Origin of the sequence: Enterobacter cloacae complex sp. P17RS, assembly GCF_014895885.1 — a bacterium.
GTDB classification, from domain to species: domain Bacteria; phylum Pseudomonadota; class Gammaproteobacteria; order Enterobacterales; family Enterobacteriaceae; genus Enterobacter; species Enterobacter bugandensis.
This window is the reverse complement of record NZ_JADBQK010000010.1, coordinates 1-24,623: the sequence shown is the minus strand read 5'-3', so window position 1 is coordinate 24,623 and position 24,623 is coordinate 1. Positions and strand designations below refer to the sequence as shown.

Sequence of the window (24,623 nt, the reverse complement as noted above, 5' to 3'; positions counted from 1 at the left end):
TTTTTGATTTACTTAGCAAGCTATGTGTCTATCTTAAATCCGGATAATTTTAAGTCAATTTACTAAAAATGAATTGAGTTTGTACTTAAGATTAATCTCAAGCACAAATAAGGGGAAAACGCGCATTCGGCCGCAAACCGAAGGTTTACCCCTGCCCGTATTTCTCTAAAAGGGCTTCTGCAATGGCCATCGTTTCCACATCCGCGACGCCGTTCCATACCTGCGGGCGATAGTGCATCTGGAAGGCGGTGATAACGCGTTGCTGCTGCTGATCCGTGGCGTTGTCCGGCACCTCATAGCCATAGCGCATCAGCAGATCGAGCAGGGCTGCACGATCTACCTCCTGATAGCGCGGACGACCATTGATATAGAAGTTCACGCGCCCGGCATCGGGCCAGGCCCCAATCCCCTGCTTCGCCAGCGCCTGCCAGGGAAACAGCGGGCCGGGATCGTCCTTACGCTGGGGCGCGATATCAGCATGCGCCACCACGTTCTGCGGTTTGATGTCGTACCGGGCGATAATGTCTTTCGCCAGCGGGATAAGCGCCGCGATTTGCGCGGGCTCAAACGGGGCGAAAACTTTCACACCGTCGCGCTTCTGCCAGCCGCGGTTCTCCAGCTCAATGCCGACAGACGTGTCGTTGATGCGGTTGGTGCCGCGCCAGAAGCTGATGCCCGCATGCCAGGCCAGCTCGCTCTCCGGCACCAGCTGCCAGATGCGCGGCTTCCCGTCCGGCGTCGGCGGTTTTGCGGGGATGAGATAGTGGGAGCTGACGTTTTTGTCCGTCAGCGTGGCCAGCGAGGTGTCGAAGTCGTCGGCGGTGTAGTGGATCACCAGCACCTTTATGCGCGGGTAGGCCGCCTGCGCCTGATGGCGGGTATCCAGCTCGTAGGCACCTTTATCAACAATGCCTTTTTCCTGGGCGCATCCTGCCAGCAACATCGCCAGCAGGAGCGTTGAAAGCGAGCGCCTCATCGACGGGTTTTCACCGCCGTGCCGCTTACGCTCACCATCAGCATGCTCGAATCTTTGCCGACGGTTTCATAATCAATATCGATTCCTACAACGGCATCTGCGCCCAGCGCTTTGGCCTGCTCGCCCAGCTCCTTAAACGCAATTTCGCGCGCTTTACGCAGCTCTTTTTCGTACGCGCCGGAGCGTCCACCGACGATGTCACGAATCCCGGCAAAGAAATCCCGGAAAATGTTCGCGCCCAGAATCGCTTCGCCGGTGACCACGCCGCAATACTCGGTAATGGTCTGTCCTTCCAGGGTTGGCGTTGTTGAAAACTGCATACTTTCTCTCCTTCTTTAGCGTTCAATGCGTTAGCAACAGCATTATCGGTTCGTTACGCTATGATTGAAAGGATAGTTAATAAATAAGGAAATCAACATGCGCTACTCTGCTTTAACACTTTTAGTGCCCTGCGCGCTGGTGCTCAGCGCCTGTACTACCACGGTCACGCCAGCCTTTAAGGATATCGGTACCCGCAGCGGCCCCTGCATAGACGGCGGCCCGGATACCGTGGCGCAACAGTTCTATGATTACCGCATTCAGCATCGCGGAAATGATCTCACCGCCCTGCGCCCGTACCTGAGCGATAATCTTGCAAAACTGCTCAACGATGCCACTCGCGATCCGCAGCATAACGCCCTGCTGAAATCCGATCCGTTCTCCAGCCGCAGCACGCTGCCGGACAGCGCCGAGGTGGCCAGCGCGTCAACCATCCCGAACACCGATGCGCGGAACATTCCGCTGCGCGTGAAGCTGACCCAGGGAACCCAGACCTGGCAGGACGAAGTGCTGATGATCCGTGAAGGCCAGTGCTGGGCGGTGGACGATGTGCGCTATATCGGCGGCAGCGTTCATGCCCCGGCCGGCACGCTGCGCCAGTCGATTGAGAACCGCTAGATCATTAGTGATAAAAATGTTACCCCCGTAAAATGTCCGGCATTTCACGCGGAATGCCGACATTTATACTCGCCGACCTTGCCGTTCGCTATTTTGTGCTATGTTTAAGAGGAAATGCGGGTTATATTTAACTTTTAACGCAGAAATATTGCATAACTATTCTGTCAACGGTACTATCTGCGGCCTCAATTGCTATAGATTGCCTGGATGAGTAAAGACTGCCCCGATGAGTATTAAACTAAACGGCATTAACTGCTTCTACGGCGCACACCAGGCGCTGTTTGACATCACGCTGAACTGCCCGGAAGGCGAAACGCTGGTTTTACTTGGCCCAAGCGGTGCAGGCAAAAGCTCCCTTCTGCGCGTCCTTAATCTGCTTGAAATGCCCCGTTCCGGTACGCTGGCTATCGCCGGTAACCATTTTGATTTCGCGAAAACCCCGTCAGATAAAGCTATACGCGAACTGCGTCAAAACGTCGGCATGGTCTTCCAGCAATACAATCTCTGGCCGCACCTGACCGTGCTGCAAAACCTGATTGAAGCCCCGTGCCGCGTGCTGGGGTTAAGCAAAGATCAGGCCATCGCGCGTGCTGAAAAGCTGCTGGAGCGTCTGCGCCTTAAGCCCTACAGCGAGCGCTATCCGCTGCACCTCTCTGGGGGTCAGCAGCAGCGTGTGGCGATTGCCCGCGCGCTGATGATGGAGCCCGCGGTACTGCTGTTTGATGAGCCGACCGCGGCGCTGGACCCGGAAATCACCGCCCAGATCGTCAGCATCATTCGCGAGCTGGCGGAAACCAATATTACGCAGGTCATTGTTACCCACGAAGTGGAAGTGGCGCGTAAAACCGCCAGCCGTGTGGTCTACATGGAAAACGGGTATATCGTTGAGCAAGGTGACGCGAGCTGCTTCGCGAACCCGCAAACCGATGCCTTCAAAAACTATTTATCTCATTGATTGTGTCAGGGGAAATATAATGAAAAAAGTATTACTTGCCGTGCTGCTTGCTGGCGTTACCCTTTCCGCTACCGCAGCCCAGACCATTCGTTTCGCCACGGAAGCCTCCTACCCTCCGTTTGAGTCCATTGATGCGAACAACAAAATTGTTGGCTTCGACGTAGACCTGGCAAACGCCCTGTGTAAAGAGATCGACGCAACCTGTACCTTCAGCAATCAGGCGTTCGACAGCCTGATCCCAAGCCTGAAGTTCCGCCGTATTGACGCCGTCATGGCCGGTATGGACATCACTCCTGAGCGCGAAAAGCAGGTGCTGTTCACCACCCCTTACTACGACAACTCCGCCCTGTTTATTGGTCAGAAAGGTAAATTCACCTCTGTCGATCAGCTGAAAGGCAAGAAAGTCGGCGTGCAGAACGGCACCACGCACCAGAAGTTCATCATGGATAAACATCCGGAAATCACCACCGTTCCGTACGACAGCTACCAGAACGCGAAGCTGGATCTGCAGAATGGCCGTATCGACGGCGTATTTGGTGATACCGCTGTCGTGACCGAGTGGCTGAAAGCCAACGACAAGCTGGCGCCAGTGGGCGATAAAGTGACCGATAAGGACTACTTCGGTACCGGTCTGGGGATTGCCGTTCGTCAGGGCAACACCGAGCTGCAGCAGAAATTCAACGCTGCGCTGGAAAAAGTGAAGAAAGACGGCACCTACGAAACCATCTACAAAAAATGGTTTCAGAAGTAATTCCTGATGAATGAAATTTTTCCTTTAGCAAGCGCCGCCGGGATGACCGTCGGCCTTGCCGTTTGCGCACTGATTATCGGCCTGGTGCTGGCGATGTTCTTTGCGGTGTGGGAATCAGCAAAATGGTTCCCCGTCGCCTGGGCGGGCTCCGCGCTGGTCACCGTACTGCGTGGGCTACCGGAAATTCTGGTGGTCCTGTTCATCTATTTCGGCTCCTCACAGCTGCTGCTCACGCTGTCGGACGGCTTCACCCTCAATCTTGGCTTTGCGCAGATACCGGTGCAGATGCAGATTGACAACTTTGACGTCAGCCCGTTCCTCTGCGGCGTGATTGCCCTCTCCCTGCTCTACTCCGCGTACGCGTCGCAAACCCTGCGCGGTGCGCTGAAAGCGGTACCGCAGGGGCAGTGGGAATCCGGTCAGGCGCTGGGCATGTCGAAAGCAGCGATCTTCTTCCGTCTGGTGATGCCGCAGATGTGGCGCCACGCCCTGCCGGGCCTGGGCAACCAGTGGCTGGTATTGCTGAAAGATACCGCGCTGGTGAGCCTGATCAGCGTGAACGATTTGATGCTGCAAACCAAAAGCATCGCCACCCGTACTCAGGAGCCATTTACCTGGTACATCGTGGCGGCGGCTATCTACCTGGTAATCACGCTGCTCAGTCAGTACATCCTCAAGCGTATTGACCTGCGTGCGACGCGCTTTGAACGGAGACCAGGCTGATGCTTGAATATTTCCCGGAGCTGATGAAAGGGCTGCACACCAGCCTGACGCTGACCGTGGCGTCCATCATTGTGGCGCTGATCCTGGCGCTCATCTTCACCATCATCCTGACGCTGAAAACGCCGGTGCTGGTGTGGATCGTGCGCGGCTACATCACCCTGTTTACCGGTACGCCGCTGCTGGTGCAAATCTTCCTGATTTACTACGGACCGGGCCAGTTCCCGTCACTGCAGGCGTATCCGGTTATCTGGCACCTGCTCTCTGAGCCGTGGCTCTGCGCTCTGATTGCCCTTTCGCTGAACAGCGCGGCCTATACCACCCAGCTGTTTTACGGGGCGATCCGTGCCATCCCGGAAGGACAATGGCAGTCCTGCGGGGCGCTGGGCATGAGCAAAAAAGACACGCTGGCGATCCTGCTGCCGTACGCCTTCAAGCGCGCGCTCTCCTCTTACTCCAACGAAGTGGTGCTGGTGTTTAAGAGTACTTCTCTGGCCTACACCATCACCCTGATGGAAGTGATGGGTCACGGGCAGCTGCTGTACGGGCGCACCTATGACGTGATGGTGTTCGGTGCGGCCGGCGTGGTCTATCTGGTGGTGAACGGTCTGCTGACGCTGATGATGCGACTGATTGAGCGTAAAGCGTTAGCGTTTGAGCGCAGAAATTAATCACGCGAGTGCATAAAACGTAATTACCAGAGCGGATAACCCGATGGCTTATCCGCTTTTTTTTATACAACATACAATATTTAATCATATTTATTGCATATAAATTCATTAACTGGCATTGTACATCCATGCCGCAGACACGGCGCATAATGACAAGATAGACAGACGGGAGCATTACAATGAAAAAGTTAGTTCTGGCCGCACTACTCGCCACCTTCGCCGCTGGCGCATCCGCTGCTGATAAGATCAATTTTGGCGTTTCGGCCACCTATCCGCCGTTTGAATCGCTGGACGCCAGCAATCAGATCGTCGGTTTCGATATCGACCTGGCGAAAGCCCTGTGCAAGCAGATGCAGGCCGACTGCACCTTTACCAACCATGCCTTCGACAGCCTGATCCCGTCGCTGAAATTCAAGAAATACGATGCGGTGATCTCCGGGATGGACATCACGCCGGAGCGCAGCAAGCAGGTCGCGTTCACCGACCCGTACTACGCCAACTCGGCGGTGGTAATTGCGAAGAAAGGGGCTTATAAATCCTTTGACGAGCTGAAAGGCAAACGCATCGGGATGGAAAATGGCACCACGCACCAGAAATACCTGCAGGACAAACATCCCGAAGTGAAAACCGTGGCCTATGACAGCTACCAGAACGCGATTATCGACCTGAAAAACGGCCGTATCGATGGCGTCTTCGGCGACACCGCCGTGGTAAACGAATGGCTGAAAACCAACCCGCAGCTGGGTACGGCGACCGAGAAAGTGACCGACCCGCAGTACTTTGGTACAGGCCTCGGCATCGCGGTACGCCCGGATAACAAAGCCCTGCTGGAAAAACTGAACGGCGCGCTGAAGGCGATTAAAGCAGACGGCACGTACCAGAAAATCAGCGAGCAGTGGTTCCCGCAGTAATCTCTTTTTGCCGGGTGGTCTGGCCTACGGGGGTGGTCTGTAGGCCGGGCAAGCGCAGCGCCACCCGGCAATTTCTCACAGCGGCACAAAGAACCTGAACCGCGCCCCGCTCACGGACTCCATCAGCCTGATCCCGCCGCCGTGCAGCTCCAGCATTCGCTTAACGATTAACAGTCCTAACCCGCCGCGGTTCTCCCGCGATGCCTGGGTATTCAGCGCCGAAGGCCGCTGGAACAGATCGTCGCGCAGCGAGGCATCCACGCCCGTTCCGGAGTCTGCCACTTCAACCTGAAGCCGTTCATTCTCCTGCCACACCGCCAGACGAATTTCCCCGCCAGTGGGCGTATGACGCATCGCGTTATCGAGCAGGTTGGTCACCACGCGCTCGATCATCGACACATCGGCATTGACCAGCGGCAAGGGGCCCGGCACGTCAATATGCAGATTCACCTCGCGCGTGCGGGCGGTAAGCTCAAACTTCTGCGCCACGTCGGAAATCAGCTCTCCCATCGCGAAACGCTCGCGCTGCGGCTTAATGCCGCCGTGCTCAAGGCGCGCCAGCTCGAAAAGCTGCTGGGAAAGATGTCGTACCTTTTGTCCCTGACGCAGCGCGGTGGCGAGATACTGCTGGTGCTCCTGCGGCGTCAGGGTGGCGGATTTGAGCGACAGGGTTTCAAGATAGCCCAGCAGCGAGGTCAGCGGCGTGCGAAGATCGTGCGAAATGTTGGCGATAAACTCCCGGCGCTGGCGATCGCTGTCGGCCAGCTGGTCCCACTGGCGGGTAATTTTCCGCGCCAGCTCGATGAAACTGTTGCGCAGGAGCGCCACTTCGTCATTGGCTGCGGCATCCGGCGGCTGTGCTGCGAGCAGCCTGATTGCGCTAATGCTGTCCTGCTCCAGGCCGGTGACCTCTTCCGTCAGGCGCTTAACCGGACGCGTCACCCAGTACCAGACCAGCAGTCCCGCCAGCAGGCCAAACAGCGCGACCCACAGCAGTGACCAGAGCACCGTGCTCCAGAGCGCCTTATGCCAGGCCATTTCCGCCAGCGCGTTCGACTCCTCGCCCTGCAAAATGATGTACAGGTAGCCCTTAAGCTCGCCGTCCTGCCGCAGCGGCGTGGCGCTGAACACTTTTTTATTTTGACTGCGCGGGTCGTCGCCCAGTACCGGTATGGCGGTACCGCTCAGGAAGGTCTGAATCGGTGCCAGGTCGATTTTTTGCCGCTGAATATGGCCCGGCGGTGCGGCATCGGCCAGGATTTCGCCGTCCGGCGAGATAACGTACAGTTCAACGCTCGGGTTGAAGGTCATCAGCCGGTCGAACAGCGGCTTCAGCGCGGTGCGGTCAACTCTGCCCTGCGCGTCCAGAATCGGTTCCCGCTGGACGATCTGCTGCGCCAGGCCGCCCGACAACCGCTGCACCATCGCGTTGCCGTACTGCATACTGCTGTAGAGCTGTACCGCGCAGGCGACGGTAGCGCAGAGCATCATCAGCAGGACAAACAGCAGCGTCAGGCGCTGGCTCAGGCTAAAGCGGCGCATCATGGTTTGGCTCCGCAAATTTATAGCCCTTGCCCCAGACGGTGCGAATTATCTCCGGCTCGGCGGCGTCCTTCTCAATCTTGATGCGCAGGCGGTTGATATGGGTGTTGACGGTGTGCTCGTAGCCTTCGTGCTGATAGCCCCACACCTGCTCCAGCAGCGCCAGACGAGAAAACACCTCGCCTGGATGGCGGGCGAAGAAGTACAGCAGTTCGAATTCGCGCGGGGTGAGATCCACCACCTGGCCGTGAAGCAGCACGCTGCGCGCCAGAGGATCGATCGTCAGGCCGTGGGCCTGAATTTGCCCGTCAGCCTGCGCCTGCCCCATTGCCTGCTGGCGGCGGAACAGCGCTTTGATGCGGGCAATCAGTTCCTGCACTGAAAAGGGTTTTGCCAGATAATCATCGGCGCCGGTTTCCAGCCCGGTGATGCGGTCGGTTTCGCTGCTGCGGGCGCTGATGATGATCACCGGCAGGTAGCGGGTCATCTGGCGGATGCGGCGGCAGATCTCCAGGCCGTCAACGTTGGGCAGCATCAGGTCGAGGATCACCGCATCCCACGGCTGTTTTTCAAGGCGCTGCAGGGCGTTGCCCCCGTCGGGCTCGTGGGTGATGGCGTAGCCTTCGTCTTCTAAGTTGAGCCGCAGAAGCGCCGCGATATCGTGGTCGTCTTCCACCAGCAGGATCTGCTTCATGGGTAAGCCTTTATTCATCTCTTATGACGTAAGCTTACCTGATTTTATGGGCGGGCAGAGTTCACATTTTGTTTAAGATTTCACGAGCAACGTCAGGACTTCATAATGCGCGGTATGCGGGAACATATCGAAAAGCTGCACGCGTTCAATGCGGTAGCCCGGCAGATTAGCGATATCTTTCGCCATGGTCTGCGCATTGCAGCTGGAGTAGACGATAAAATCGGGTGCCATCTGGCTCAGATAGTCGCAGAGGGATTTGCCAATCCCACGACGCGGCGGATTAACCAGCACCAGCTCCGGCACGTTGCCCTGCCCGGTCGCGAACTGCGTGGAGTCCAGCGCCTGAAAGTGCAGATTGGTTAACCCCAGCTCAGCAGCGGACTGCTTTGCGCAGGCAATCGCTTCGGCGGAGATCTCAATGCCGGTGAGCTGCATCTCAGGCGTGGCGCAGTGCAGGCCAAAACCGCCCACGCCGCAGAACAGATCCCACATATGATGGATGTTTAACGCGCGCACCCAGTCGCGGGCGGTGGCGTACAGGCTGCTTGCCACGGTCGGGTTGGTCTGGAAGAAGCTTTGCGGGCGGATCCACAGCGGCACGCCGTTGAAGCTCTCCGCCAGCGCGTGCTGGTCGGTGAAGAAAACCTCTTTCTCCCCTTCCATGATCGCCATATGCACCGGCTGAATGTTTGCGGTAATCACCTTTAACTGAGGAAGCTGTTCCTGCAGCCACGGCAGCGCCGCGCGCAGCTGCGCCAGCTTGGCTTCCGAGCGCAGCACGAAGCGCAGCATCATGCCGCCGTCGATCTGGCTTTCCGTCAGGAGAAGGTACTTCAACTCGCCACGCCTGCGGGCAACGTTGTAAGGCGTTAACCCCGCGCGAGCGATAAACGGTTTCAGTGCGGCAAAAACCGGCTTAAACGAGGCGGGATAGAGCGGGCAGTCGGTTAAGTCTTCCGGCGTGCCGTCGCGGTGCAGCATCCCCAGCAGCGGTTTTTCAACGCTGCCGCTGACCACCATTTTGGCTTTATTACGGAACCCCTGCTCCGGGCCGCTGACGGGTGCGCACCACTCGCCCACCGCGCGTGCTGCCAGCAGCTGTTGCAGGTCGGTCATTTTGGCGGTGAGTTGTTGAGAAACCGGCTGTTCTATCCACTGACAGGAGCGGCAGCGTCCGGCGTCATAGAGTGCGCACTGCATATGAAAACCTTAAGGAAAACGAGGGCTGCGATTATACACATTATTGCAGGCGGAAGAACCGCCGACTGGACGCCGGAACGAAAAGCAGGCAAAGCACCAGCATATCCGGCAGTTTTTGCATGACCAGCGCATGGAAAATCTCACGTCGCGACTCACCCGGAATGCTGAACAGCTCAGGATAGCCATAGCCCAGCGAGGCGGCCCACAGATAGCTGGCGGCGGTCACCTGCGTGAGCAGATAGACCCAGCGCGCCCAGTTTCGCCCTTTGACCAGCGAAAACGCGCAGTAGATCTCGATAAACACCAGCACCAGGCTGCTTAAAAAGACCAGCGTCAGATTCCACGTCTGCACGCTGCGGTGAATGAATTCCCCGATGCCGCGCACGCCCAGCGTATTCAAAATCATCAGCACGTCCAGGCAGCGGATCATAATAATGGCGAGCGCCGCCACCTGAACCAGCGCAGGAACGTTAGGACGGGCGTGCGTAATACGTGATTTTTTTACTAATCCCAATGTTTTACTTCCCTGAAAAACAGTGCCGCGTCATGCGCGGCACATCACCGGAAATTTTAAATCCTTCAGCCGCGTCTTGCACGCTGGATATCGCGCACGCGCTGTTTTTCCGCGCGCGCCATCAAATACCAGGCGATAAATCCGACAATTCCGACCACGCCGAGGATGATAGAGGCCAGGGCGTTGATCTCCGGGTTCACCCCCATGCGCACGCTGGAGAAGACCAGCATCGGCAGCGTCGTCGCGCCCGGCCCTGAGACAAAGCTGGCGATAACCAGATCGTCGAGGGAGAGCGTGAACGCCAGCAGCCAGCCGGAGATCACCGCCGGCATAATCATCGGCAGGGTAATGATGAAAAAGACCTTTAGCGGCGTGGCGCCGAGATCCATCGCCGCCTCTTCAATGGAGCGGTCCAGCTCGCGCAGGCGCGAGGAGATCACCACCGCCACATACGCGGTACAGAAGGTGACGTGCGCCAGCCAGATGGTGAGCATGCCGCGATCCGCCGGCCAGCCGATGGCGTGCGCCAGGGCCACGAACAGCAGCAGCAGCGACAGGCCGGTAATGACGTCCGGCATCACCAGCGGGGCAGTGATCATAAAGGCGAAACCGTTTGAGCCGCGAAAACGCCCGAAGCGCACCATCACCAGCGCGGCGATGGTGCCCAGCACGCAGGCCATCGTGGCCGCCAGCGCGGCAATGGTCAGGCTCAGCCCCACCGCGCTCATCATTGCGTCGTCGTGGAACAGCTCGCTGTACCAGCGCGTCGACCAGCCCGCCCAGACCGTCACCAGCTTAGAGCTGTTGAACGAGTAGATCACCAGCATCAGCATCGGCGCATACAGGAAGGTGAAGCCGATAACGAGGATCAGAATGCGCCACGGGGAGCGTACTACCGGTAAGTTGTTCATCCGCGATCTCCCATCTGTTTCTGCTGATGCTTATGGAACCACATGATCGGGACGATCAGCAGAAGGAGCATGATAATCGCCACCGCCGATGCCACCGGCCAGTCGCGGTTATTGAAGAACTCCTGCCACAGCACGCGGCCAATCATTATGCTGTCCGGCCCGCCGAGCAGTTCCGGGATCACAAACTCCCCGACCGCCGGAATAAACACCAGCATCGACCCGGCAATGATTCCACCTTTGGTCAGCGGGACAATCACGCTGAAGAAGGTCTTCAGCGGACGCGCGCCGAGATCGAGCGAGGCTTCCACCAGCGAGTAGTCAATCCGCGTCAGGGCGGTGTAAATCGGCAGCACCATAAACGGCAGATAGGCATACACAATGCCGATATAGACCGCAAGGTTGGTGTGCAGGATGGTCAGCGGCTGATCGATAACCCCAAGCCACATCAGAAAATTATTCAGCACCCCGTTGTTTTTCAGGATCCCCATCCACGCGTAAACGCGTATCAGAAACGAGGTCCACGACGGCAGGATCACCAGCAGCAGCAGGATGTTGCGCGTTGAGGGCTTGCTGTGCGCCACGGCCCACGCCAGCGGGTAGCCCATCACCAGACAGCAGAGCGTCGAGATCGCCGCCACCTGCAGAGACTGCAGATAGGCTTCGAAATAGAGCGGATCCTCGGTGAGCTGGAGGAAGTTGCCCAGATTCAGCGTCAGCGTCAGCTGCCCGTCGGCCCACTCCCACAGATCGGTATACGGCGGGATCGCCCGCGCCATCTCCGCCAGGCTGATCTTAAAGACGATCAGGAACGGCAGCAGGAACAGCAGGATCAGCCACACGTAAGGCATGGCGATTACCAGCTTGCGCCCGTGGTTCATCTTAAGGCGCGTCAGCCAGTGGGCAAAGCCGCCCGGTTTTTTGACGCGGGCTGGAGGTTCAAGTGTGCTCATGATCGCTCCTTATACCGTCAGCACGACGCAGCTGTCCGCGTCCCAGCACAGGCGCACTTCGTCGCCCCAGGTCGGCTGCCCCTTGCGGTAGCGATGTTCGTTCTGTAGCTGCGCGCTGAGCATCTGCCCGCTTTTCAGGCGCACGTGGTAAATGGAGAGATCGCCCAGATAGGCAATGTGCACCACTTCCCCGACGGCAAAGTTATAGCCATCGGCAGGCGGATCGTCACAGAGCATGATCTTCTCCGGGCGCAGCGCCACGTAGACCGGCACGTTATCCACCACCGAGCTGTCAGGATCGACCTTAAGCGGATGCTGCAGCCCCGGTGATTCGATGACCAGACCATCCTCCTGACGATCCTTCAGCAGCCCTTCGAAGACGTTAACCGATCCGATGAACTCCGCGCTGTAGCGGGTGGTCGGATGCTCGTAAATCTCTTCCGGCTCGCCAATCTGCACGAACTTCCCGCGGTTCATGATCGCGATACGCCCGGCCATGGTCATGGCCTCTTCCTGGTCATGGGTGACCATCACGCAGGTCACCCCCACGCGCTCGAGGATATCGACCACTTCGAGCTGCATACGGTCGCGCAGCTTTTTATCCAGCGCGCCCATCGGCTCGTCGAGCAGCAAGAGTTTCGGACGCTTTGCAAGGCTTCTCGCCAGCGCCACGCGCTGACGCTGGCCGCCGGAGAGCTGGTGCGGCTTCCGCTTCGCGAACTCCTGCATATGCACCAGGCTCAGCATTTCGGCCACGCGCGCGGTGATTTCGGCTTTCGGCAGCTTGTCCTGCTTCAGGCCAAAGGCGATGTTTTGCTCCACCGTCATGTGCGGAAACAGCGCGTAGGACTGGAACATCATGTTAATCGGGCGCTGATACGGCGGCACGCTGGAGAGATCCACACCATCGAGCATAATTTGCCCGGCGGTAGGCTGTTCAAAACCGGCCAGCATACGCAGCAGGGTCGATTTACCGCAGCCCGATGCGCCCAGTAGCGCGAATATTTCGCCTTTATAGATAGTCAGGCTGACGTCGTCCACGGCATGCTGGCCATCGAAAGATTTGGTGAGGTTACGAATTTCAAGAAGCGGGGTCAGCGCTTTACGGACTTTCGCCTGCGGGCGGGGGATCGCGTCATTCACGGGGTGCTCTCCGGCATAGATCAATACTGGTGCAAACGCACCGTCTGGGTGCGCATCGCCGGGCGGCGCGAACGCTTGCCCGGCCTACGGGTTGTGTAGGCCCGGTAAGCGATAGCGCCACCGGGCAACATTACCAAACGCCGTTATTTACCGCTTTTCACCTTGGTCCACGCGCGGGTACGCACGCGGTCAATTTTTGGATCCTGAACCTTCAGGGTGAACAGCTTGGCGAACACGTCCGCTGGCGGATAGATTGCCGGATTACTGCGGATCGCTTCGCTCACCAGCGGCACGGAGGCCTTGTTACCGTTGGCGTAGTAAACGTGATCGCTGATGTGGGCAATCACCTCAGGACGCATCAGGTAGTTAAGGAACTGGTAGGCTTCGTCTTTGTTTTTCGCGTCAGCCGGCATGGCGAAGACGTCAAAGAAGGCCAGCGCCCCCTCTTTCGGAATAAAGTAGGACACATTCACGCCGTTTTTCGCCTCTTTCGCGCGGTTCGCCGCCTGCCACACGTCCCCAGCCCAGCCGATTGCCACGCAGATGTCGCCGTTCGCCAGGTCGTTGATGTACTGGGACGAGTGGAAGTAGCGAATGTTTGGACGCAGCTTCAGCAGCAGATCGGTCGCCGGGCCGGTGTAATCATCGGCTTTATTGCTGTTTGGGTCTTTGCCCAGGTAGTTCAGCACGGTGGCGAAAATCTCTTCCGGCGCATCGAGGAAGGAGACGCCGCAGCTTTTCAGCTTCTCAAGATTTTCCGGCTTCAGCACCACGTCCCAGCTGTCCAGCTTAACGTCCGGGCCCAGCGCGGCTTTGACTTTATCCACGTTATAGCCGATACCGGTGGTCGCCCACAGGTAAGGCATGGCGTATTTGTTGTCCGGGTCGTGCTTCGCCACCAGCTTCAGCACTTCCGGATCGAGGTTTTTCCAGTTCGATAACTTGCTCTTGTCCAGCGGCTGGAAGACGCCCGCCGTCAGCTGACGCTCCAGGAAGCTTGCGGAAGGTACGACCAGGTCAAAACCGGTGCTGCCTGCCATCAGCTTTCCTTCCAGCACTTCGTTGGAATCGAAAACGTCATAGACCACTTTAATGCCGGTCTCTTTTTCAAAATTAGCGACCGTGTCCGGCGCAATATAGTCAGACCAGTTGTATACGTGCAGCGTTTTTTGTTCCGCAGCGAGCGTGCCGGCAGAGACGGCCATCAGAGCACCCGCAACCAGACCCGATAACCATTTTTTATTCAAGGCGATCATAGTGTTATTCCTTCTGAAAGCTCGTTAACAAACGAACTAAACTGTGCAATCTGGATATATGCAAAAATCATGCATAGTTTGTCGCTCTGCTCAAAATAAAAAGAAACCTCTTTACCCGGCAGGATCCGCTCGCTTTTTTAAGCATCGCAAGAATAACTGTAGCCCGTGTCTCCGGCTATAGCCCAGACGAAAAAACGCCTTTTATCAATTTTTTATGCAGGTTAAGTCTACGTGATAAGCCGAAATGGCCTTGAGGGAGGTGAAAAATTCTTTAAAGAAAGGTTAAAGGCAGCAGAAAAAAAGGCCTTCTGCAGCCGCTATGGCAGCGACTGCGCAAAAGTCAGACAGGCTTAGTGAAGAAAATTGGGAGATGCATCATTATTCTCAGCATCGTCTTCCGCGCTATACAGCAGATGATGTGCATTGGCTTCCATCATAACCATGGAAATTTGCTCTTCGCTCAGGCGCATAAACCAGGCGAACTGCTTGAACGACAGCCCTGCCCCGGAGAATAAAGACTGGCAAACGACCAGTTTTGGCAGATTATCGTCCTGTATATCGAGAAATGCTTTCACCGTCAAAGAACTGGCGTTGATAGCCGAGAGATCGGAGGCCAGCGCCAGCAGCGCAGAAGGCTTCACTTCGGCCAGCGCGGAAAAAAGGATCACGTCGTTAATCAGATCGATTTTGGCATCGAAAATGCCGTCGAAATTCTGCATATGAGGCAGATGCAGCGCCTGGCAGGAATCACATTCGAAGAAGGTGATCCCGGCATCATCAAGCCATTGACGTAACGTATCCAGTGTAGGTACGACCTGTAAATCCATCGCTGTGCAGCCTCTTTAGTAAAAACTTCGCATAGGGTACTCAAAAAGCGCCCGGTAATCCATTTAACCGCCCGTTTTCAGACAGTAACCCGGCGTGGCATGACGCTCGATCCATGAGATCATTTTACCTGCAATATCGACCCCTGTGTTTTTTTCCACACCTTCCAGCCCCGGGGAGGCGTTCACCTCCATCACCAGCGGCCCGCGCGTCGCGCGCAGAAGGTCCACGCCCGCTACGTCCAGCCCCAGGGTTTGCGCCGCTTTCACGGCTATTTCCCGTTCGCGTTCGCTAATATCGGCTACCCGCGCAACGCCGCCGCGGTGAAGGTTAGAGCGGAAGTCGCCCTCTTTGGCCTGGCGCTCGATGGCCGCCACGACCTCGTTCCCCACCACGAAACAGCGAATGTCGCGCCCTTTCGCCTCTTCAATGTACTCCTGCACCAGAATGTGCGCATTCAGCCCGCGAAAGGCGTCGATCACGCTCTCCGCCGCCTGACGCGTTTCCGCTAACACCACGCCAATACCCTGCGTGCCTTCCACCAGCTTGATCACCAGCGGCGCGCCGCCCACCATATCGATCAGATCGCTGGTGTCGTCCGGTGAATGGGCAATGCCCGTGACGGGGAGATCGATCCCCTGTCGGGCGAGGAGCTGCAGGGAGCGCAGCTTATCGCGGGCGCGGGAAATGGCGACGGATTCGTTGAGCGGATAGCTGCCCAGCATCTCGAACTGGCGCAGCGCGGCGGTGCCGTAGTAGGTAATCTGGGAGCCGATGCGGGGGATCACCGCATCGAAGTGCGGCAGCTTGCGGCCTTTGTAGTGAATCGATGAGGCGGCGGGGTCGATGTTCATATAGCAGGACATCGGGTCGAGGATCTCAACCTGATGCCCGCGTTTCGCCGCCGCTTCTCGCAGGCGCTTACATGAATAGAGCGTTCCGTCCCGGGACAATATGGCAATTTTCACCCTGCACCTCTCTGAAGACATGGAAAAAGCCTGCATATCATATACGCAGGCAGGCGCAGGAGGAATGGACTATCGCGTTGCCCAGCCCTGCTTGTGCAGATACTCAAGAATAAACGGGCGGTTTTCTTTGATGATGGTGCGGCGAATATGGTCCGTCCAGGTGTCGCGACGGTTATTGCTACCGCGCGTCATGTAGTAGTTCGCCAGCTCTTCGTCGTATTGATTCAGGACATCCTGATCGACCGGCTGGTAATGGTTTTCATGCACCAGCATCGCGGCAGGAATGCGCGGCTTGAGATCCGGGTTGTCCGCCGGCCAGCCGAGGCACAGGCCAAACAGCGGCAGCACGTGTTTTGGCAGCTTCAGCAGGTCGGTCACGCTTTGAATGTTGTTACGCAGCCCGCCGATATAGACACCGCCTAACCCCAGCGATTCCGCGGCCGTAAAGGCGTTTTGCGCCATCAGCGCGGTATCCACCACGCCCAGCAGCAGCTGTTCGGCCAGCCCCAGCTCGGCCTCAGGGCAGATCTGCAGGTGGCGGTTAAAGTCGGCGCAGAACACCCAGAACTCGGCTGCCTGAGCCACATGCTTCTGCCCGCCGGTGAGCGTCACCAGCTGTTCACGCATGGCCTTATCAGTAATACGGATAATCGAGCTGCACTGCAAAAAGCTGGAGCTGGAGGTGGCTCTTGCGCTGTCGATAATCGCATTACGCTGCGCCTCGGTAATCGGCTCATCGGTAAAGTGGCGAATGGAGCGGTGGGACTGGAGCAGGTCTATGGTTGGCGTCATCTTGTCTCTCTTTAGTCTTGCTTAATACGTATGGCAGCCAGTATAGGCAATGATGTGCGCGGTGTAATTGGCGAAACATAGCTCATAGGTATTATAACGACAGGCGAAACCTTCTTTAATGACGGCGGGTTATGGGGCACTATACGAGTCATTCGCCGTCAGGCTTGTTTTTTGAGGAGAGAGAAATGTTTGCAGTAATTTTTGGTCGTCCAGGGTGCCCTTACTGTGTGCGCGCGAAAGAGCTGGCTGAGAAACTGACCGAAGAGCGCGATGACTTCAACTTCCGCTATGTGGACATCCACGCGGAAGGCATCACCAAAGCCGACCTGGAAAAAACCGTCGGTAAGCCGGTTGAAACCGTGCCGCAGATCTTCCTCGATCAGAAACACATCGGCGGTTGCACCGACTTTGAGGCCTACGCTAAAGAGCATCTGGGCCTGTTTGCCGAGCAGTAATGAAGAGACGCCCTCACCCTGAGGGCGTTTTTATTTGCGGTGCCGTCGGTGCTGAACCAGGCTGCGCACAAACAGGTAGCACAGCGCGCCAAGCGCGCACCAGAATACGCCGCTCAGCAACCACGCCAGCTCCTGCCAGAAACTCCGCGTTGAAATATACATCAGGCGCATCATCAGCAGACACAGCGGTGCAGCGAGCATGGCGCCCAGCAGCGGCTTCACCACCTCCCCTTGACGGGAGAGAAAACTGGCGGCAGCCCCCGGCAACGTGAAGAAGAGCAACCCCAGCTCAGGATGCCCGGACGCCCTGAACGCGCCCTTTACATTAAATGCGAGCGACATGCACACGACCGTGAACAGCAAAAAACAGCTGATCACCCCCGCCCAGTTTCGTTTCATATTCAAACTATCCTCCTGACTTATCTCTATCAAATACACATTCGTCGGGTAGACGCCCAGTCAGATAAAGCAGTGCGGCAATCCATGCCAAAGTACGCACAGGGTGATGCGATAATCAGTAGCTGTCAGTAGCTAATGCGATTAAACTACACGCCAGCTAATGTTTTAGGGAATAAAGCAGGAAACAGGGAGCGTTAGCGCTTTTCCCTGATCCAGAAAACAGTAGCCCAAAAAGTCCTTTCATTCAACAACTTACTGGTAAACAAGAAGTTAGCCTCCGTGAATATAAACGTCGCAGACTTGTTAAATGGGAATTACATCCTGTTATTATTTGTGGTACTGGCGCTGGGTCTTTGCCTGGGTAAATTGCGTCTGGGTTCGGTTCAACTCGGTAATTCCATTGGCGTTTTAGTCGTCTCCTTATTATTAGGCCAGCAGCACTTCAGCATTAACACGGACGCGCTGAACTTAGGTTTTATGCTGTTTATTTTTTGCGTTGGCGTAGAAGCGGGACCTAACTTTTTTTCAATTTTCTTCCGCGACGGCAAAAATTATCTGATGCTGGCGCTGGTGATGGTCGGCAGCGCGCTGCTGATCGCGTTAGGATTGGGCAAACTGTTTGGCTGGGATATCGGGCTTACGGCCGGTATGCTGGCCGGCTCTATGACGTCAACCCCCGTGCTCGTGGGCGCCGGTGATACCCTGCGCCATTCTGGCATGGCGGGCGCGCAGCTCTCTACCGCCCTCGACCATCTGAGCCTGGGCTATGCCCTGACCTATCTGATTGGTCTGGTGAGCCTGATCGTTGGCGCGCGCTACCTGCCAAAACTGCAGCACCAGGATCTGCAGACCAGCGCCCAGCAAATCGCCCGCGAGCGCGGCCTGGATACCGATTCCAAACGTAAAGTCTATCTCCCGGTTATCCGCGCCTACCGCGTCGGACCGGAGCTGGTGGCATGGGCAGACGGCAAAAATCTTCGCGAACTGGGGATTTACCGCCAGACGGGCTGCTACATCGAACGTATCCGCCGCAACGGCATTCTGGCGAATCCGGACGGCGACGCGGTGCTGCAGATGGGCGACGACATCGCGCTGGTGGGTTACCCGGACGCCCACGCCCGTCTCGACCCGAGCTTCCGTAACGGCAAAGAGGTGTTCGACCGCGACCTGCTCGACATGCGCATCGTCACCGAAGAGATCGTGGTGAAAAACCATAACGCCGTGGGCCGCCGCCTGGCGCAGCTGAAGCTGACCGACCACGGCTGCTTCCTCAACCGGGTCATCCGCAGCCAGATTGAGATGCCTATCGACGACAACGTTGTGCTCAACAAAGGCGACGTGCTACAGGTCAGCGGCGACGCGCGACGCGTAAAAACCGTTGCCGACCGCATCGGCTTTATCTCCATTCACAGCCAGGTCACCGACCTGCTGGCCTTCTGCGCCTTCTTCATTGTTGGCCTGATGATCGGGATGATCACCTTCCAGTTCAGCAACTTTAGCTTCGGCATCGGTAACGCCGCCGGTCTGCTGTTCGCCGGGATCATGCTAGGCTTCCTGCGAGCGAACCACCCGACCTTCGGCTACATTCCGCAGGGCGCGCTGAACATGGTGAAAGAGTTCGGTCTGATGGTGTTTATGGCGGGCGTCGGCCTGAGCGCGGGCAGCGGCATCGGCCACAGCCTGGGCGCCGTCGGCTGGCAGATGCTGGTTTCCGGACTTATTGTCAGCCTGGTACCGGTAGTGATCTGCTTCCTGTTCGGCGCCTACGTGCTGCGTATGAACCGCGCCCTGCTGTTCGGGGCAATGATGGGGGCGCGTACCTGTGCCCCGGCGATGGAAATCATCAGCGATACCGCGCGCAGCAACATCCCGGCGCTGGGGTATGCAGGCACCTATGCTATCGCGAACGTACTGCTGACGCTGGCGGGTACGCTGATTATCATCATCTGGCCGGGACTCGGATAACTCCTAAGTTTGCGCGTAATGAAAAAATTTTTGTAACGCGCAGAACTTTTTTAGCAGGGGGCAGTCATAACTAGTGCCACTGCTTTTCTTTGATGTCCCCAATTTGTGGAGCCCATCAACCCCGCCGTTTTGGTTCAAGGTTGATGGGTTTTTTGTTGCCTGAATTTTATAAACATTAAAATCAACAGGTTACATCGAATCATCAAGCCCAGTGGCGGCAAAATGGCGACTAAAAAATACATGTATCACCATCTTTCGTTATCCCACCTCTTAAAATGCTCAGTGTGCGCTTTACAAAAACCATCAAGATCAGGAAATAAGGTTAACTGTCGTACATCAAATGTTTCTGAAAGGATGCGCAAGAACATCAGTTTCATTTCGGCCGTTATTGCTATTGGGAGATAGGCGTCTTCTCTTTGATCAAAGTCTAAACTCCCCATTCTGTGTTCGCTGACCACGCTATACATAAATTGGGCGCTTTGCGCTGCTATTCGTTTGGTTACTACTGGCGGTTCCCATGCTGTTGCTGGTTTTTCACTATTCCCTTTAACGAATATTTGATCATAGTTACGCTCTTCCGCCTCCCCTTCCTGCCCATGAATAAAGTCAGAATGTATGCCGAAGAGTAGCCCTGTTTTGCCTGGTTCAGATTGACACGCAAACCACAGCGCCACGAGCATGTTCCTGGAGAAATCGATCAGACGTGTTGCTGCCCCATGATGTTGTAACTTTGCAAGTACTTCAAAATCAGCCAAACGCCTGCCGTCCTCGTACCCATACCCTTTGTGTCGCGCTTTTTTAAGAAGCTCAAGTTCATAACCTCGCATCCTACTTTCAGTAACTAGCCTATGACTAATTTTCAATCTGCGATAAGCCGCGCTGTGTATTGGCCAATCAACATCGCCCTGCCCCCGCCACATATAAACAGCGGTGTTTCTTGTAGTCTTTTCCGTCGTTATGTCAATGAGCTCAGAAAAGTTTCGCGGTGCTTTAATGCGCCCAAATAGTTTGGTATCAATTACATCCATGGCATTGTTCCAATCAAGAATAGTCACCTCCTATAATACATAATTTCCTTTTTGAATAAGTAAGTAAGAAGTGGTGCCGTTCTTCAAATTTAAAAATAGGTAACTTGCCCAAGTTAGCGTAAAACCACCGTGTGCCTTCCAGCGCACAATTAAAAATACTTTTGATGGCCGAACCTAGCCCCGTACTGTTGAACGAATTACGAGCAATCTGAACCTGTTACTACTGAAACGCTTTTCAGTTTTTGATATGTACTCGCCCCCTGCCAGACCCGCACCAGCCTTTGACCTGCATTGTTTTTCTTGATTTTCTCGCCTCCAAAACTTAATTTTCTTTTTCCATCTAAAAACCGAAAAAGCATTAACTATCTGATAGTTAAACGTTTAATCTAATCATTCAGGGATCCATAAAAGTGAAAAACACTGAAATCCTTTTCAATCTTTTCAGTTCTGGTTTTATGCAAAGTCGCCAGCACTGGCGCGGTCTGGCGGTCTGGTTTGTAGGAAAATAAAACTGAAAAATTTTTATGATCCAAAAACCGCAGGCGGGTGCGGTGTAGTGCGATTTTGGTCGGCGAAAGATTTTTTGTCCGTGTTGTGACGCGCCAGCGCCCCGCTGTTGGCACGATCTGTTTTAAGGGTGGATCTGAGCCGCTGACAGCGCGTAGCGATAGCCGTTTGTGAGGTAAGAAAAGAGATATCCCCGCCAGGGAATGAAGGGCATAAAAAAACCCGCTTTCGCGGGTTATGTTCTGGACAGGTTTACTTGCCAATCACCGGGGAGTATTTGCCGTTCAGCGTGTCCGCTTTCGTTCCGGTGTTCCGGATGGCTGCCGCGTTGGTCGGTGTCCCCGTATTGCTGTGCGTGTGGCTTGCCGTTTGCTCTGCCAGCCCCTTAACCACGTCGAGCGTGTCCAGCATCAGCTGTGCCACGTTGATTGTGCCAGAGCCAATCCACACCCCCGGGGCAATAATTTGCTGTTGCACGGCCGCCACGCTTTTACGTATCTGGCCAATTTTCTCAATCAGGTCTTTACCCGTTGTGACTGTCTGGCTCCCGGCTATGTCCGTTTCATCATTGCCGCCGATACTCGCCACGCGGTTATTGACGGCCTTCCTCCGTGCATACCTGCTGAATGGCTCCGGCCATCAGCGTGAACGTACCCAGCACGGTAATTTTATCCGTGGCTTTAACCGTGGTTTCGCGGCTGACCATCTCCCGCTGTTCTGTATCGGCCTTAACCACCCGCGCCATTGAGGTTTCACTGATCGTCTGGTCTGTCTGCCTCACCCAGTCACCCGCCTGGGTGACGCGCTGCGACACTTCTGCACGCTGCTGTTGCAGCTGTTCGCTGGCTGGATATCCGGGAGGCTGGTTCCGTCCGGCACGGTCTGCCGCACAAAAGGCTTATCCGGCCGTCCGCCAGTAAAAGCGATTTCGACCAGCGTTCCTTCAGGCGGAAACTGGAACATCCCCGAATCATTACCCGCCATAGGAACCGGCAGCGGCACAGCAGAGTAAACAGGCGTGTCTTTACCTACGGCAGCGGCCACATCTTCAAGGTCGTGCGCCAGTGCAAACGCTCGGCAAGCTGCATCAAAGTGAGCATGTTTAGAAGTTTGATAACCAAACATGGTCATTTCCCTCAGTCGGTAACAAAATCGAACTAATTACAAACCACTTTGCAATCTGAGAGTGCATCTACAGTCATTGTGGCAATATTGATCATCACTTTCTCGCGCTTCTTATCCTTCTGAAGGCGGTGACGAATCAAGCGCCCATCCGCTAACATGTCATTTATGGTGTCGATGGATAACCCTTTGAGTTCACTATATTTTTTCGATAGATATGGAAGGTACGGCCAGTGAGATTGAAATTTGAGGTGTCATAATGCATGATTCCTTGTTTGAATACGGATGAGTTGTGGTCAACCCCATGAAAACCACACAACCTGATTTGTTCACCAATGTGAACTCACACAAACTCACTCCTCACAGTTCGATAAGTCAAACATTGAGTTCACTTGGAGTGATCATGAATTTGGAAAAAGGTGGAAGAGTAGCGCTCGAAAGGATGGTCGATGCATATGGATACACTACAAGGCAGGCGCTGTGCGATCACTTAGGAGTCTCAAAAAGTACGTTAGCTACACGCTACATGCGTGATTCATTCCCCTCTGAATGGGTGATACAGTGTGCGCTAGAAACAGCAGTCTCTTTGAATTGGCTTGTCACTGGTACTGGTTTAAAGTACGAAAAAGATACCAGTGATTTAATATCCATTAAGAAATGCAAAATTATTGATGGGGCTGTTAACCAATCAAGTTATTTGATGTTTGACAAGGCATTTCTGCCCACTGAATTGACTTCACCCATATTTATTCAGGATCATGAAAAATCTTACATTGCAGATGAGACATTTTTAGATATCTCGGATGGTAAGTTTCTGATACAAGTTGATAATAAATTCAGCATTCGAGAGATTGCACAAATTCCGAACAATAGAGTAAAAGTTATCAATGATTCATATTCCTTTGACTGTGATATAACAGATATTACAATAATCGCACGAGTAATTAAAACCATCCTATAATTAGGTAGAAAAGAATGGAAGAAAAACTTTACAACCTCATAGAAGTTTTCATTAAGTATTCTTTATGGCCTTTGCTTTGCATTCTTGCTTTGATATTTTATAGAAAACAGCTTGGTGCTATCCTTTCAAATTTAAGTGGTGCTAGAAATTTTAAAGTCCAATCGCCCGTTTTAAACATTGAAGCGACTACTACTGTTCAACTCGAAAATGAAGATAACGCACCTCCCACAGAAAATCTCCCTCAAAACACGAAACCTACAATATCCAATGAAATTAAAACTGATTGGTTTGCTACTGTATGGGATTTGTTTGATGAAGGAAAATTTGAGGATGCCCGTTATTACTTTGATGAAACAATGAAACAACAGCATCATCATTTGGAATACAATAAAGAATATCCATTCTTCTTGTTCGTAAAATATATGTTTTTACCAAGCAATGAAGTTTTGAATGAATTTAAATCAAAAATTAATGAAATAAACATCTTTCAAAACAAGCGCCATTACATTGATAATTATATAAGTTGCTTGACAAAAACAAAGCAATACTCCAAAGCAATATCATTTGTTAAAGAAGAGTTGCGTGCTGTTCATTCTCCAATCGAAAAAGCACATTTAACACTTAAATTATCGCAATTATACATTGATAACTTTGAAGCTACTAAAGCTGAATTAATCATAACTTCCCTGATAGATAAGTTAGAAACCATTGAAAGTGATGAAAGGGATGAATATTTATCCCGCTGCTATAACCAATTGGCTGAGATTGAAAAAGGCAAAGATAATTTGTTCAATTACGCACTTTGCTTAGATAAAGCAGCAGAATACTCTCCTAGTGATATCGACGGCATATTTAACGCCGCATACGAGGCTGCTAACACTCCCCTTAGGGCTATTGAAATAGCTAATTATTCACAACTTATCAATTTAGATCCCAAAAACAGTATGACTTTCAACAATATGGGCGTAACTACAGGAAAATGTGGATTAAAATTAATCTCTAGCGAACATTTTAATAAGGCGGTGGAATTAGATAATACGTTGGCGATGGCCAACATTGGCAATGCTCTTCTTAATGCTGGATTATCTGATCAGGCAGATGAGATGATAAAAAGAGCATTATCTTTTAAAAACCCACACGAAAACATACATCAACTGATTACAAAATTAAATACAGAGAGGGATAATGAGAAGAAAAAATGGAACGACCTGCAGAAATACGCTCAGGAAAGCGTACGCATTCTGCGAAAATTCACTAGAGCATACTACAATATATTCGAAAAGTTCCCTTTACATCAAAATTGGAGATCTGATAAAGGAGAGATTATCGAAATAACTCAATCAGAAACAAATAAACTTTGCATTAAATGGGAATCTAATAATGATGTGGAAGAAATTCGCGGTTTATTGAACAATTTAGCCTTTAATGGAACTTATACTCTTAAAAATAAAAAAACAGACACCTTATTGAG

At 54.1% G+C, this 24,623-nt stretch carries 26 protein-coding genes and 2 pseudogenes; 10 read left to right on the top strand and 18 right to left on the bottom strand.

The annotated features are described in order from the left end of the window. Nucleotides 1-145: 145 nt before the first annotated feature. Both IM265_RS10230 and IM265_RS10225 read right to left on the bottom strand, forming a co-directional pair. On the bottom strand, nt 146-976 hold the full coding sequence (locus IM265_RS10230; RefSeq protein WP_069732571.1) for an N-acetylmuramoyl-L-alanine amidase: 831 nt from the start codon (nt 974-976) through the stop codon (nt 146-148). Beyond that, nucleotides 973-1,296 (bottom strand): heavy metal-binding domain-containing protein, encoded by a 324-nt coding sequence (locus IM265_RS10225; protein ID WP_028012516.1) that lies wholly within the window; start codon nt 1,294-1,296, stop codon nt 973-975. Before IM265_RS10225 ends, IM265_RS10230 begins: the two co-directional genes overlap by 4 nt. Before the next feature lie 97 nt (nt 1,297-1,393). Here IM265_RS10225 and IM265_RS10220 point away from each other — a divergent pair, with 97 nt between their 5' ends. From IM265_RS10220 to artJ, 6 genes are all read left to right on the top strand, one after another. Next, nucleotides 1,394-1,912 (top strand): lipoprotein, encoded by a 519-nt coding sequence (locus IM265_RS10220; protein ID WP_126817714.1) that lies wholly within the window; start codon nt 1,394-1,396, stop codon nt 1,910-1,912. Nucleotides 1,913-2,138: 226 nt separating this feature from the next. Then, nucleotides 2,139-2,867, top strand: coding sequence for an arginine ABC transporter ATP-binding protein ArtP (gene artP, locus IM265_RS10215; protein ID WP_126345176.1), 729 nt, complete (start codon nt 2,139-2,141; stop codon nt 2,865-2,867). Between the two features lie 19 nt (nt 2,868-2,886). Next, the gene (artI, locus tag IM265_RS10210; protein ID WP_008500032.1) at nt 2,887-3,618 is read left to right on the top strand and encodes an arginine ABC transporter substrate-binding protein ArtI; all 732 of its coding nucleotides are present in this window, start codon (nt 2,887-2,889) and stop codon (nt 3,616-3,618) included. Between the two features lie 6 nt (nt 3,619-3,624). After that, nucleotides 3,625-4,341 (top strand): arginine ABC transporter permease ArtQ, encoded by a 717-nt coding sequence (artQ, locus tag IM265_RS10205; RefSeq protein WP_041910669.1) that lies wholly within the window; start codon nt 3,625-3,627, stop codon nt 4,339-4,341. Next, complete coding sequence (gene artM, locus IM265_RS10200) at nt 4,341-5,009, top strand: arginine ABC transporter permease ArtM (protein WP_028012513.1); 669 nt, start codon at nt 4,341-4,343, stop codon at nt 5,007-5,009. Before artQ ends, artM begins: the two co-directional genes overlap by 1 nt. Before the next feature lie 179 nt (nt 5,010-5,188). Beyond that, on the top strand, nt 5,189-5,920 hold the full coding sequence (gene artJ, locus IM265_RS10195) for an arginine ABC transporter substrate-binding protein ArtJ (RefSeq protein ID WP_015571008.1): 732 nt from the start codon (nt 5,189-5,191) through the stop codon (nt 5,918-5,920). Between the two features lie 75 nt (nt 5,921-5,995). Here artJ and IM265_RS10190 read toward each other — a convergent pair whose 3' ends face one another. The 11 genes from IM265_RS10190 to nfsA all read right to left on the bottom strand — a co-directional run bounded on the left by IM265_RS10190 (nt 5,996) and on the right by nfsA (nt 16,715). Then, nucleotides 5,996-7,465, bottom strand: coding sequence for an ATP-binding protein (locus tag IM265_RS10190; protein WP_193030921.1), 1,470 nt, complete (start codon nt 7,463-7,465; stop codon nt 5,996-5,998). After that, nucleotides 7,449-8,156 carry a response regulator transcription factor gene (locus IM265_RS10185; RefSeq protein ID WP_041912037.1) on the bottom strand — a complete coding sequence of 236 codons (708 nt, stop codon included), beginning with the start codon at nt 8,154-8,156 and terminating at the stop codon, nt 7,449-7,451. Before IM265_RS10185 ends, IM265_RS10190 begins: the two co-directional genes overlap by 17 nt. 72 nt (nt 8,157-8,228) lie before the next feature. Next, nucleotides 8,229-9,356, bottom strand: coding sequence for a 23S rRNA (uracil(747)-C(5))-methyltransferase RlmC (gene rlmC / locus IM265_RS10180; protein WP_028012510.1), 1,128 nt, complete (start codon nt 9,354-9,356; stop codon nt 8,229-8,231). A 40-nt stretch (nt 9,357-9,396) separates the two neighbouring features. After that, nucleotides 9,397-9,870, bottom strand: a complete 474-nt coding sequence (locus IM265_RS10175; RefSeq protein WP_028012509.1) for a YbjO family protein — start codon at nt 9,868-9,870, stop codon at nt 9,397-9,399. 65 nt (nt 9,871-9,935) lie between these two features. Further along, a complete protein-coding gene (gene potI / locus IM265_RS10170; protein WP_028012508.1) occupies nt 9,936-10,781 on the bottom strand; it encodes a putrescine ABC transporter permease PotI in 846 nt (281 codons plus the stop codon). Then, a complete protein-coding gene (potH, locus tag IM265_RS10165; protein WP_041910674.1) occupies nt 10,778-11,731 on the bottom strand; it encodes a putrescine ABC transporter permease PotH in 954 nt (317 codons plus the stop codon). The genes potI and potH overlap by 4 nt, the downstream gene beginning before the upstream one ends. Nucleotides 11,732-11,740: 9 nt before the next feature. Beyond that, a complete protein-coding gene (gene potG / locus IM265_RS10160) occupies nt 11,741-12,874 on the bottom strand; it encodes a putrescine ABC transporter ATP-binding subunit PotG (RefSeq protein ID WP_045630953.1) in 1,134 nt (377 codons plus the stop codon). Nucleotides 12,875-13,017: 143 nt separating this feature from the next. Continuing rightward, complete coding sequence (potF, locus tag IM265_RS10155) at nt 13,018-14,130, bottom strand: spermidine/putrescine ABC transporter substrate-binding protein PotF (RefSeq protein WP_041910676.1); 1,113 nt, start codon at nt 14,128-14,130, stop codon at nt 13,018-13,020. A gap of 350 nt (nt 14,131-14,480) precedes the next feature. Next, nucleotides 14,481-14,957 carry a YbjN domain-containing protein gene (locus IM265_RS10150; protein WP_003858385.1) on the bottom strand — a complete coding sequence of 159 codons (477 nt, stop codon included), beginning with the start codon at nt 14,955-14,957 and terminating at the stop codon, nt 14,481-14,483. A gap of 63 nt (nt 14,958-15,020) precedes the next feature. Then, nucleotides 15,021-15,923: a 30S ribosomal protein S6--L-glutamate ligase gene (gene rimK / locus IM265_RS10145; RefSeq protein WP_193030919.1), complete on the bottom strand. Its 903-nt coding sequence runs from the start codon at nt 15,921-15,923 to the stop codon at nt 15,021-15,023. 69 nt (nt 15,924-15,992) lie between these two features. Continuing rightward, a complete protein-coding gene (gene nfsA, locus IM265_RS10140) occupies nt 15,993-16,715 on the bottom strand; it encodes a nitroreductase NfsA (protein WP_028012503.1) in 723 nt (240 codons plus the stop codon). A 185-nt stretch (nt 16,716-16,900) separates the two neighbouring features. Here nfsA and IM265_RS10135 point away from each other — a divergent pair, with 185 nt between their 5' ends. Then, nucleotides 16,901-17,170: a GrxA family glutaredoxin gene (locus tag IM265_RS10135; protein ID WP_028012502.1), complete on the top strand. Its 270-nt coding sequence runs from the start codon at nt 16,901-16,903 to the stop codon at nt 17,168-17,170. A gap of 30 nt (nt 17,171-17,200) precedes the next feature. Here IM265_RS10135 and IM265_RS10130 read toward each other — a convergent pair whose 3' ends face one another. Further along, a complete protein-coding gene (locus IM265_RS10130; RefSeq protein ID WP_080339193.1) occupies nt 17,201-17,569 on the bottom strand; it encodes an inner membrane protein YbjM in 369 nt (122 codons plus the stop codon). A gap of 279 nt (nt 17,570-17,848) precedes the next feature. Here IM265_RS10130 and IM265_RS10125 point away from each other — a divergent pair, with 279 nt between their 5' ends. Next, complete coding sequence (locus tag IM265_RS10125) at nt 17,849-19,534, top strand: aspartate:alanine antiporter (protein WP_014169303.1); 1,686 nt, start codon at nt 17,849-17,851, stop codon at nt 19,532-19,534. Nucleotides 19,535-19,779: 245 nt separating this feature from the next. On the opposite strand, the gene IM265_RS10120 is transcribed toward IM265_RS10125, so the two are convergent. From IM265_RS10120 to IM265_RS22020, 4 genes and pseudogenes are all read right to left on the bottom strand, one after another. After that, entirely contained in the window at nt 19,780-20,562 is a 783-nt protein-coding gene (locus IM265_RS10120; RefSeq protein WP_193030917.1) for an FRG domain-containing protein, read from the bottom strand. Nucleotides 20,563-20,948: 386 nt separating this feature from the next. Next, a complete protein-coding gene (locus IM265_RS10115) occupies nt 20,949-21,332 on the bottom strand; it encodes a hypothetical protein (protein ID WP_193031026.1) in 384 nt (127 codons plus the stop codon). Beyond that, nucleotides 21,322-22,140, bottom strand: a pseudogene (locus IM265_RS22025) (hypothetical protein); the annotation flags it as partial. The gene IM265_RS10115 and the pseudogene IM265_RS22025, both read right to left, overlap by 11 nt. Before the next feature lie 86 nt (nt 22,141-22,226). Beyond that, nucleotides 22,227-22,449: pseudogene (locus tag IM265_RS22020) on the bottom strand (regulator). Between the two features lie 145 nt (nt 22,450-22,594). Here IM265_RS22020 and IM265_RS10100 point away from each other — a divergent pair. Next, nucleotides 22,595-23,152 carry a phage repressor protein CI gene (locus tag IM265_RS10100; protein ID WP_193031020.1) on the top strand — a complete coding sequence of 186 codons (558 nt, stop codon included), beginning with the start codon at nt 22,595-22,597 and terminating at the stop codon, nt 23,150-23,152. A 14-nt stretch (nt 23,153-23,166) separates the two neighbouring features. Beyond that, the coding region (locus IM265_RS10095; protein ID WP_193056008.1) for a tetratricopeptide repeat protein at nt 23,167-24,623 on the top strand (1,457 nt) is incomplete at its 3' end.

Coding starts and splice junctions, on each gene's coding strand:
- IM265_RS10230 (WP_069732571.1), bottom strand. CDS start 976: ATGAGGCGCTCGCTTTCAACGCTCCTGCTGGCGATGTTGCTGGCAGGA.
- IM265_RS10225 (WP_028012516.1), bottom strand. CDS start 1,296: ATGCAGTTTTCAACAACGCCAACCCTGGAAGGACAGACCATTACCGAG.
- IM265_RS10220 (WP_126817714.1), top strand. CDS start 1,394: ATGCGCTACTCTGCTTTAACACTTTTAGTGCCCTGCGCGCTGGTGCTC.
- artP (WP_126345176.1), top strand. CDS start 2,139: ATGAGTATTAAACTAAACGGCATTAACTGCTTCTACGGCGCACACCAG.
- artI (WP_008500032.1), top strand. CDS start 2,887: ATGAAAAAAGTATTACTTGCCGTGCTGCTTGCTGGCGTTACCCTTTCC.
- artQ (WP_041910669.1), top strand. CDS start 3,625: ATGAATGAAATTTTTCCTTTAGCAAGCGCCGCCGGGATGACCGTCGGC.
- artM (WP_028012513.1), top strand. CDS start 4,341: ATGCTTGAATATTTCCCGGAGCTGATGAAAGGGCTGCACACCAGCCTG.
- artJ (WP_015571008.1), top strand. CDS start 5,189: ATGAAAAAGTTAGTTCTGGCCGCACTACTCGCCACCTTCGCCGCTGGC.
- IM265_RS10190 (WP_193030921.1), bottom strand. CDS start 7,465: ATGATGCGCCGCTTTAGCCTGAGCCAGCGCCTGACGCTGCTGTTTGTC.
- IM265_RS10185 (WP_041912037.1), bottom strand. CDS start 8,156: ATGAAGCAGATCCTGCTGGTGGAAGACGACCACGATATCGCGGCGCTT.
- rlmC (WP_028012510.1), bottom strand. CDS start 9,356: ATGCAGTGCGCACTCTATGACGCCGGACGCTGCCGCTCCTGTCAGTGG.
- potI (WP_028012508.1), bottom strand. CDS start 10,781: ATGAACAACTTACCGGTAGTACGCTCCCCGTGGCGCATTCTGATCCTC.
- potH (WP_041910674.1), bottom strand. CDS start 11,731: ATGAGCACACTTGAACCTCCAGCCCGCGTCAAAAAACCGGGCGGCTTT.
- potF (WP_041910676.1), bottom strand. CDS start 14,130: ATGATCGCCTTGAATAAAAAATGGTTATCGGGTCTGGTTGCGGGTGCT.
- IM265_RS10150 (WP_003858385.1), bottom strand. CDS start 14,957: ATGGATTTACAGGTCGTACCTACACTGGATACGTTACGTCAATGGCTT.
- nfsA (WP_028012503.1), bottom strand. CDS start 16,715: ATGACGCCAACCATAGACCTGCTCCAGTCCCACCGCTCCATTCGCCAC.
- IM265_RS10135 (WP_028012502.1), top strand. CDS start 16,901: ATGTTTGCAGTAATTTTTGGTCGTCCAGGGTGCCCTTACTGTGTGCGC.
- IM265_RS10130 (WP_080339193.1), bottom strand. CDS start 17,569: ATGAAACGAAACTGGGCGGGGGTGATCAGCTGTTTTTTGCTGTTCACG.
- IM265_RS10120 (WP_193030917.1), bottom strand. CDS start 20,562: ATGGATGTAATTGATACCAAACTATTTGGGCGCATTAAAGCACCGCGA.
- IM265_RS10100 (WP_193031020.1), top strand. CDS start 22,595: ATGAATTTGGAAAAAGGTGGAAGAGTAGCGCTCGAAAGGATGGTCGAT.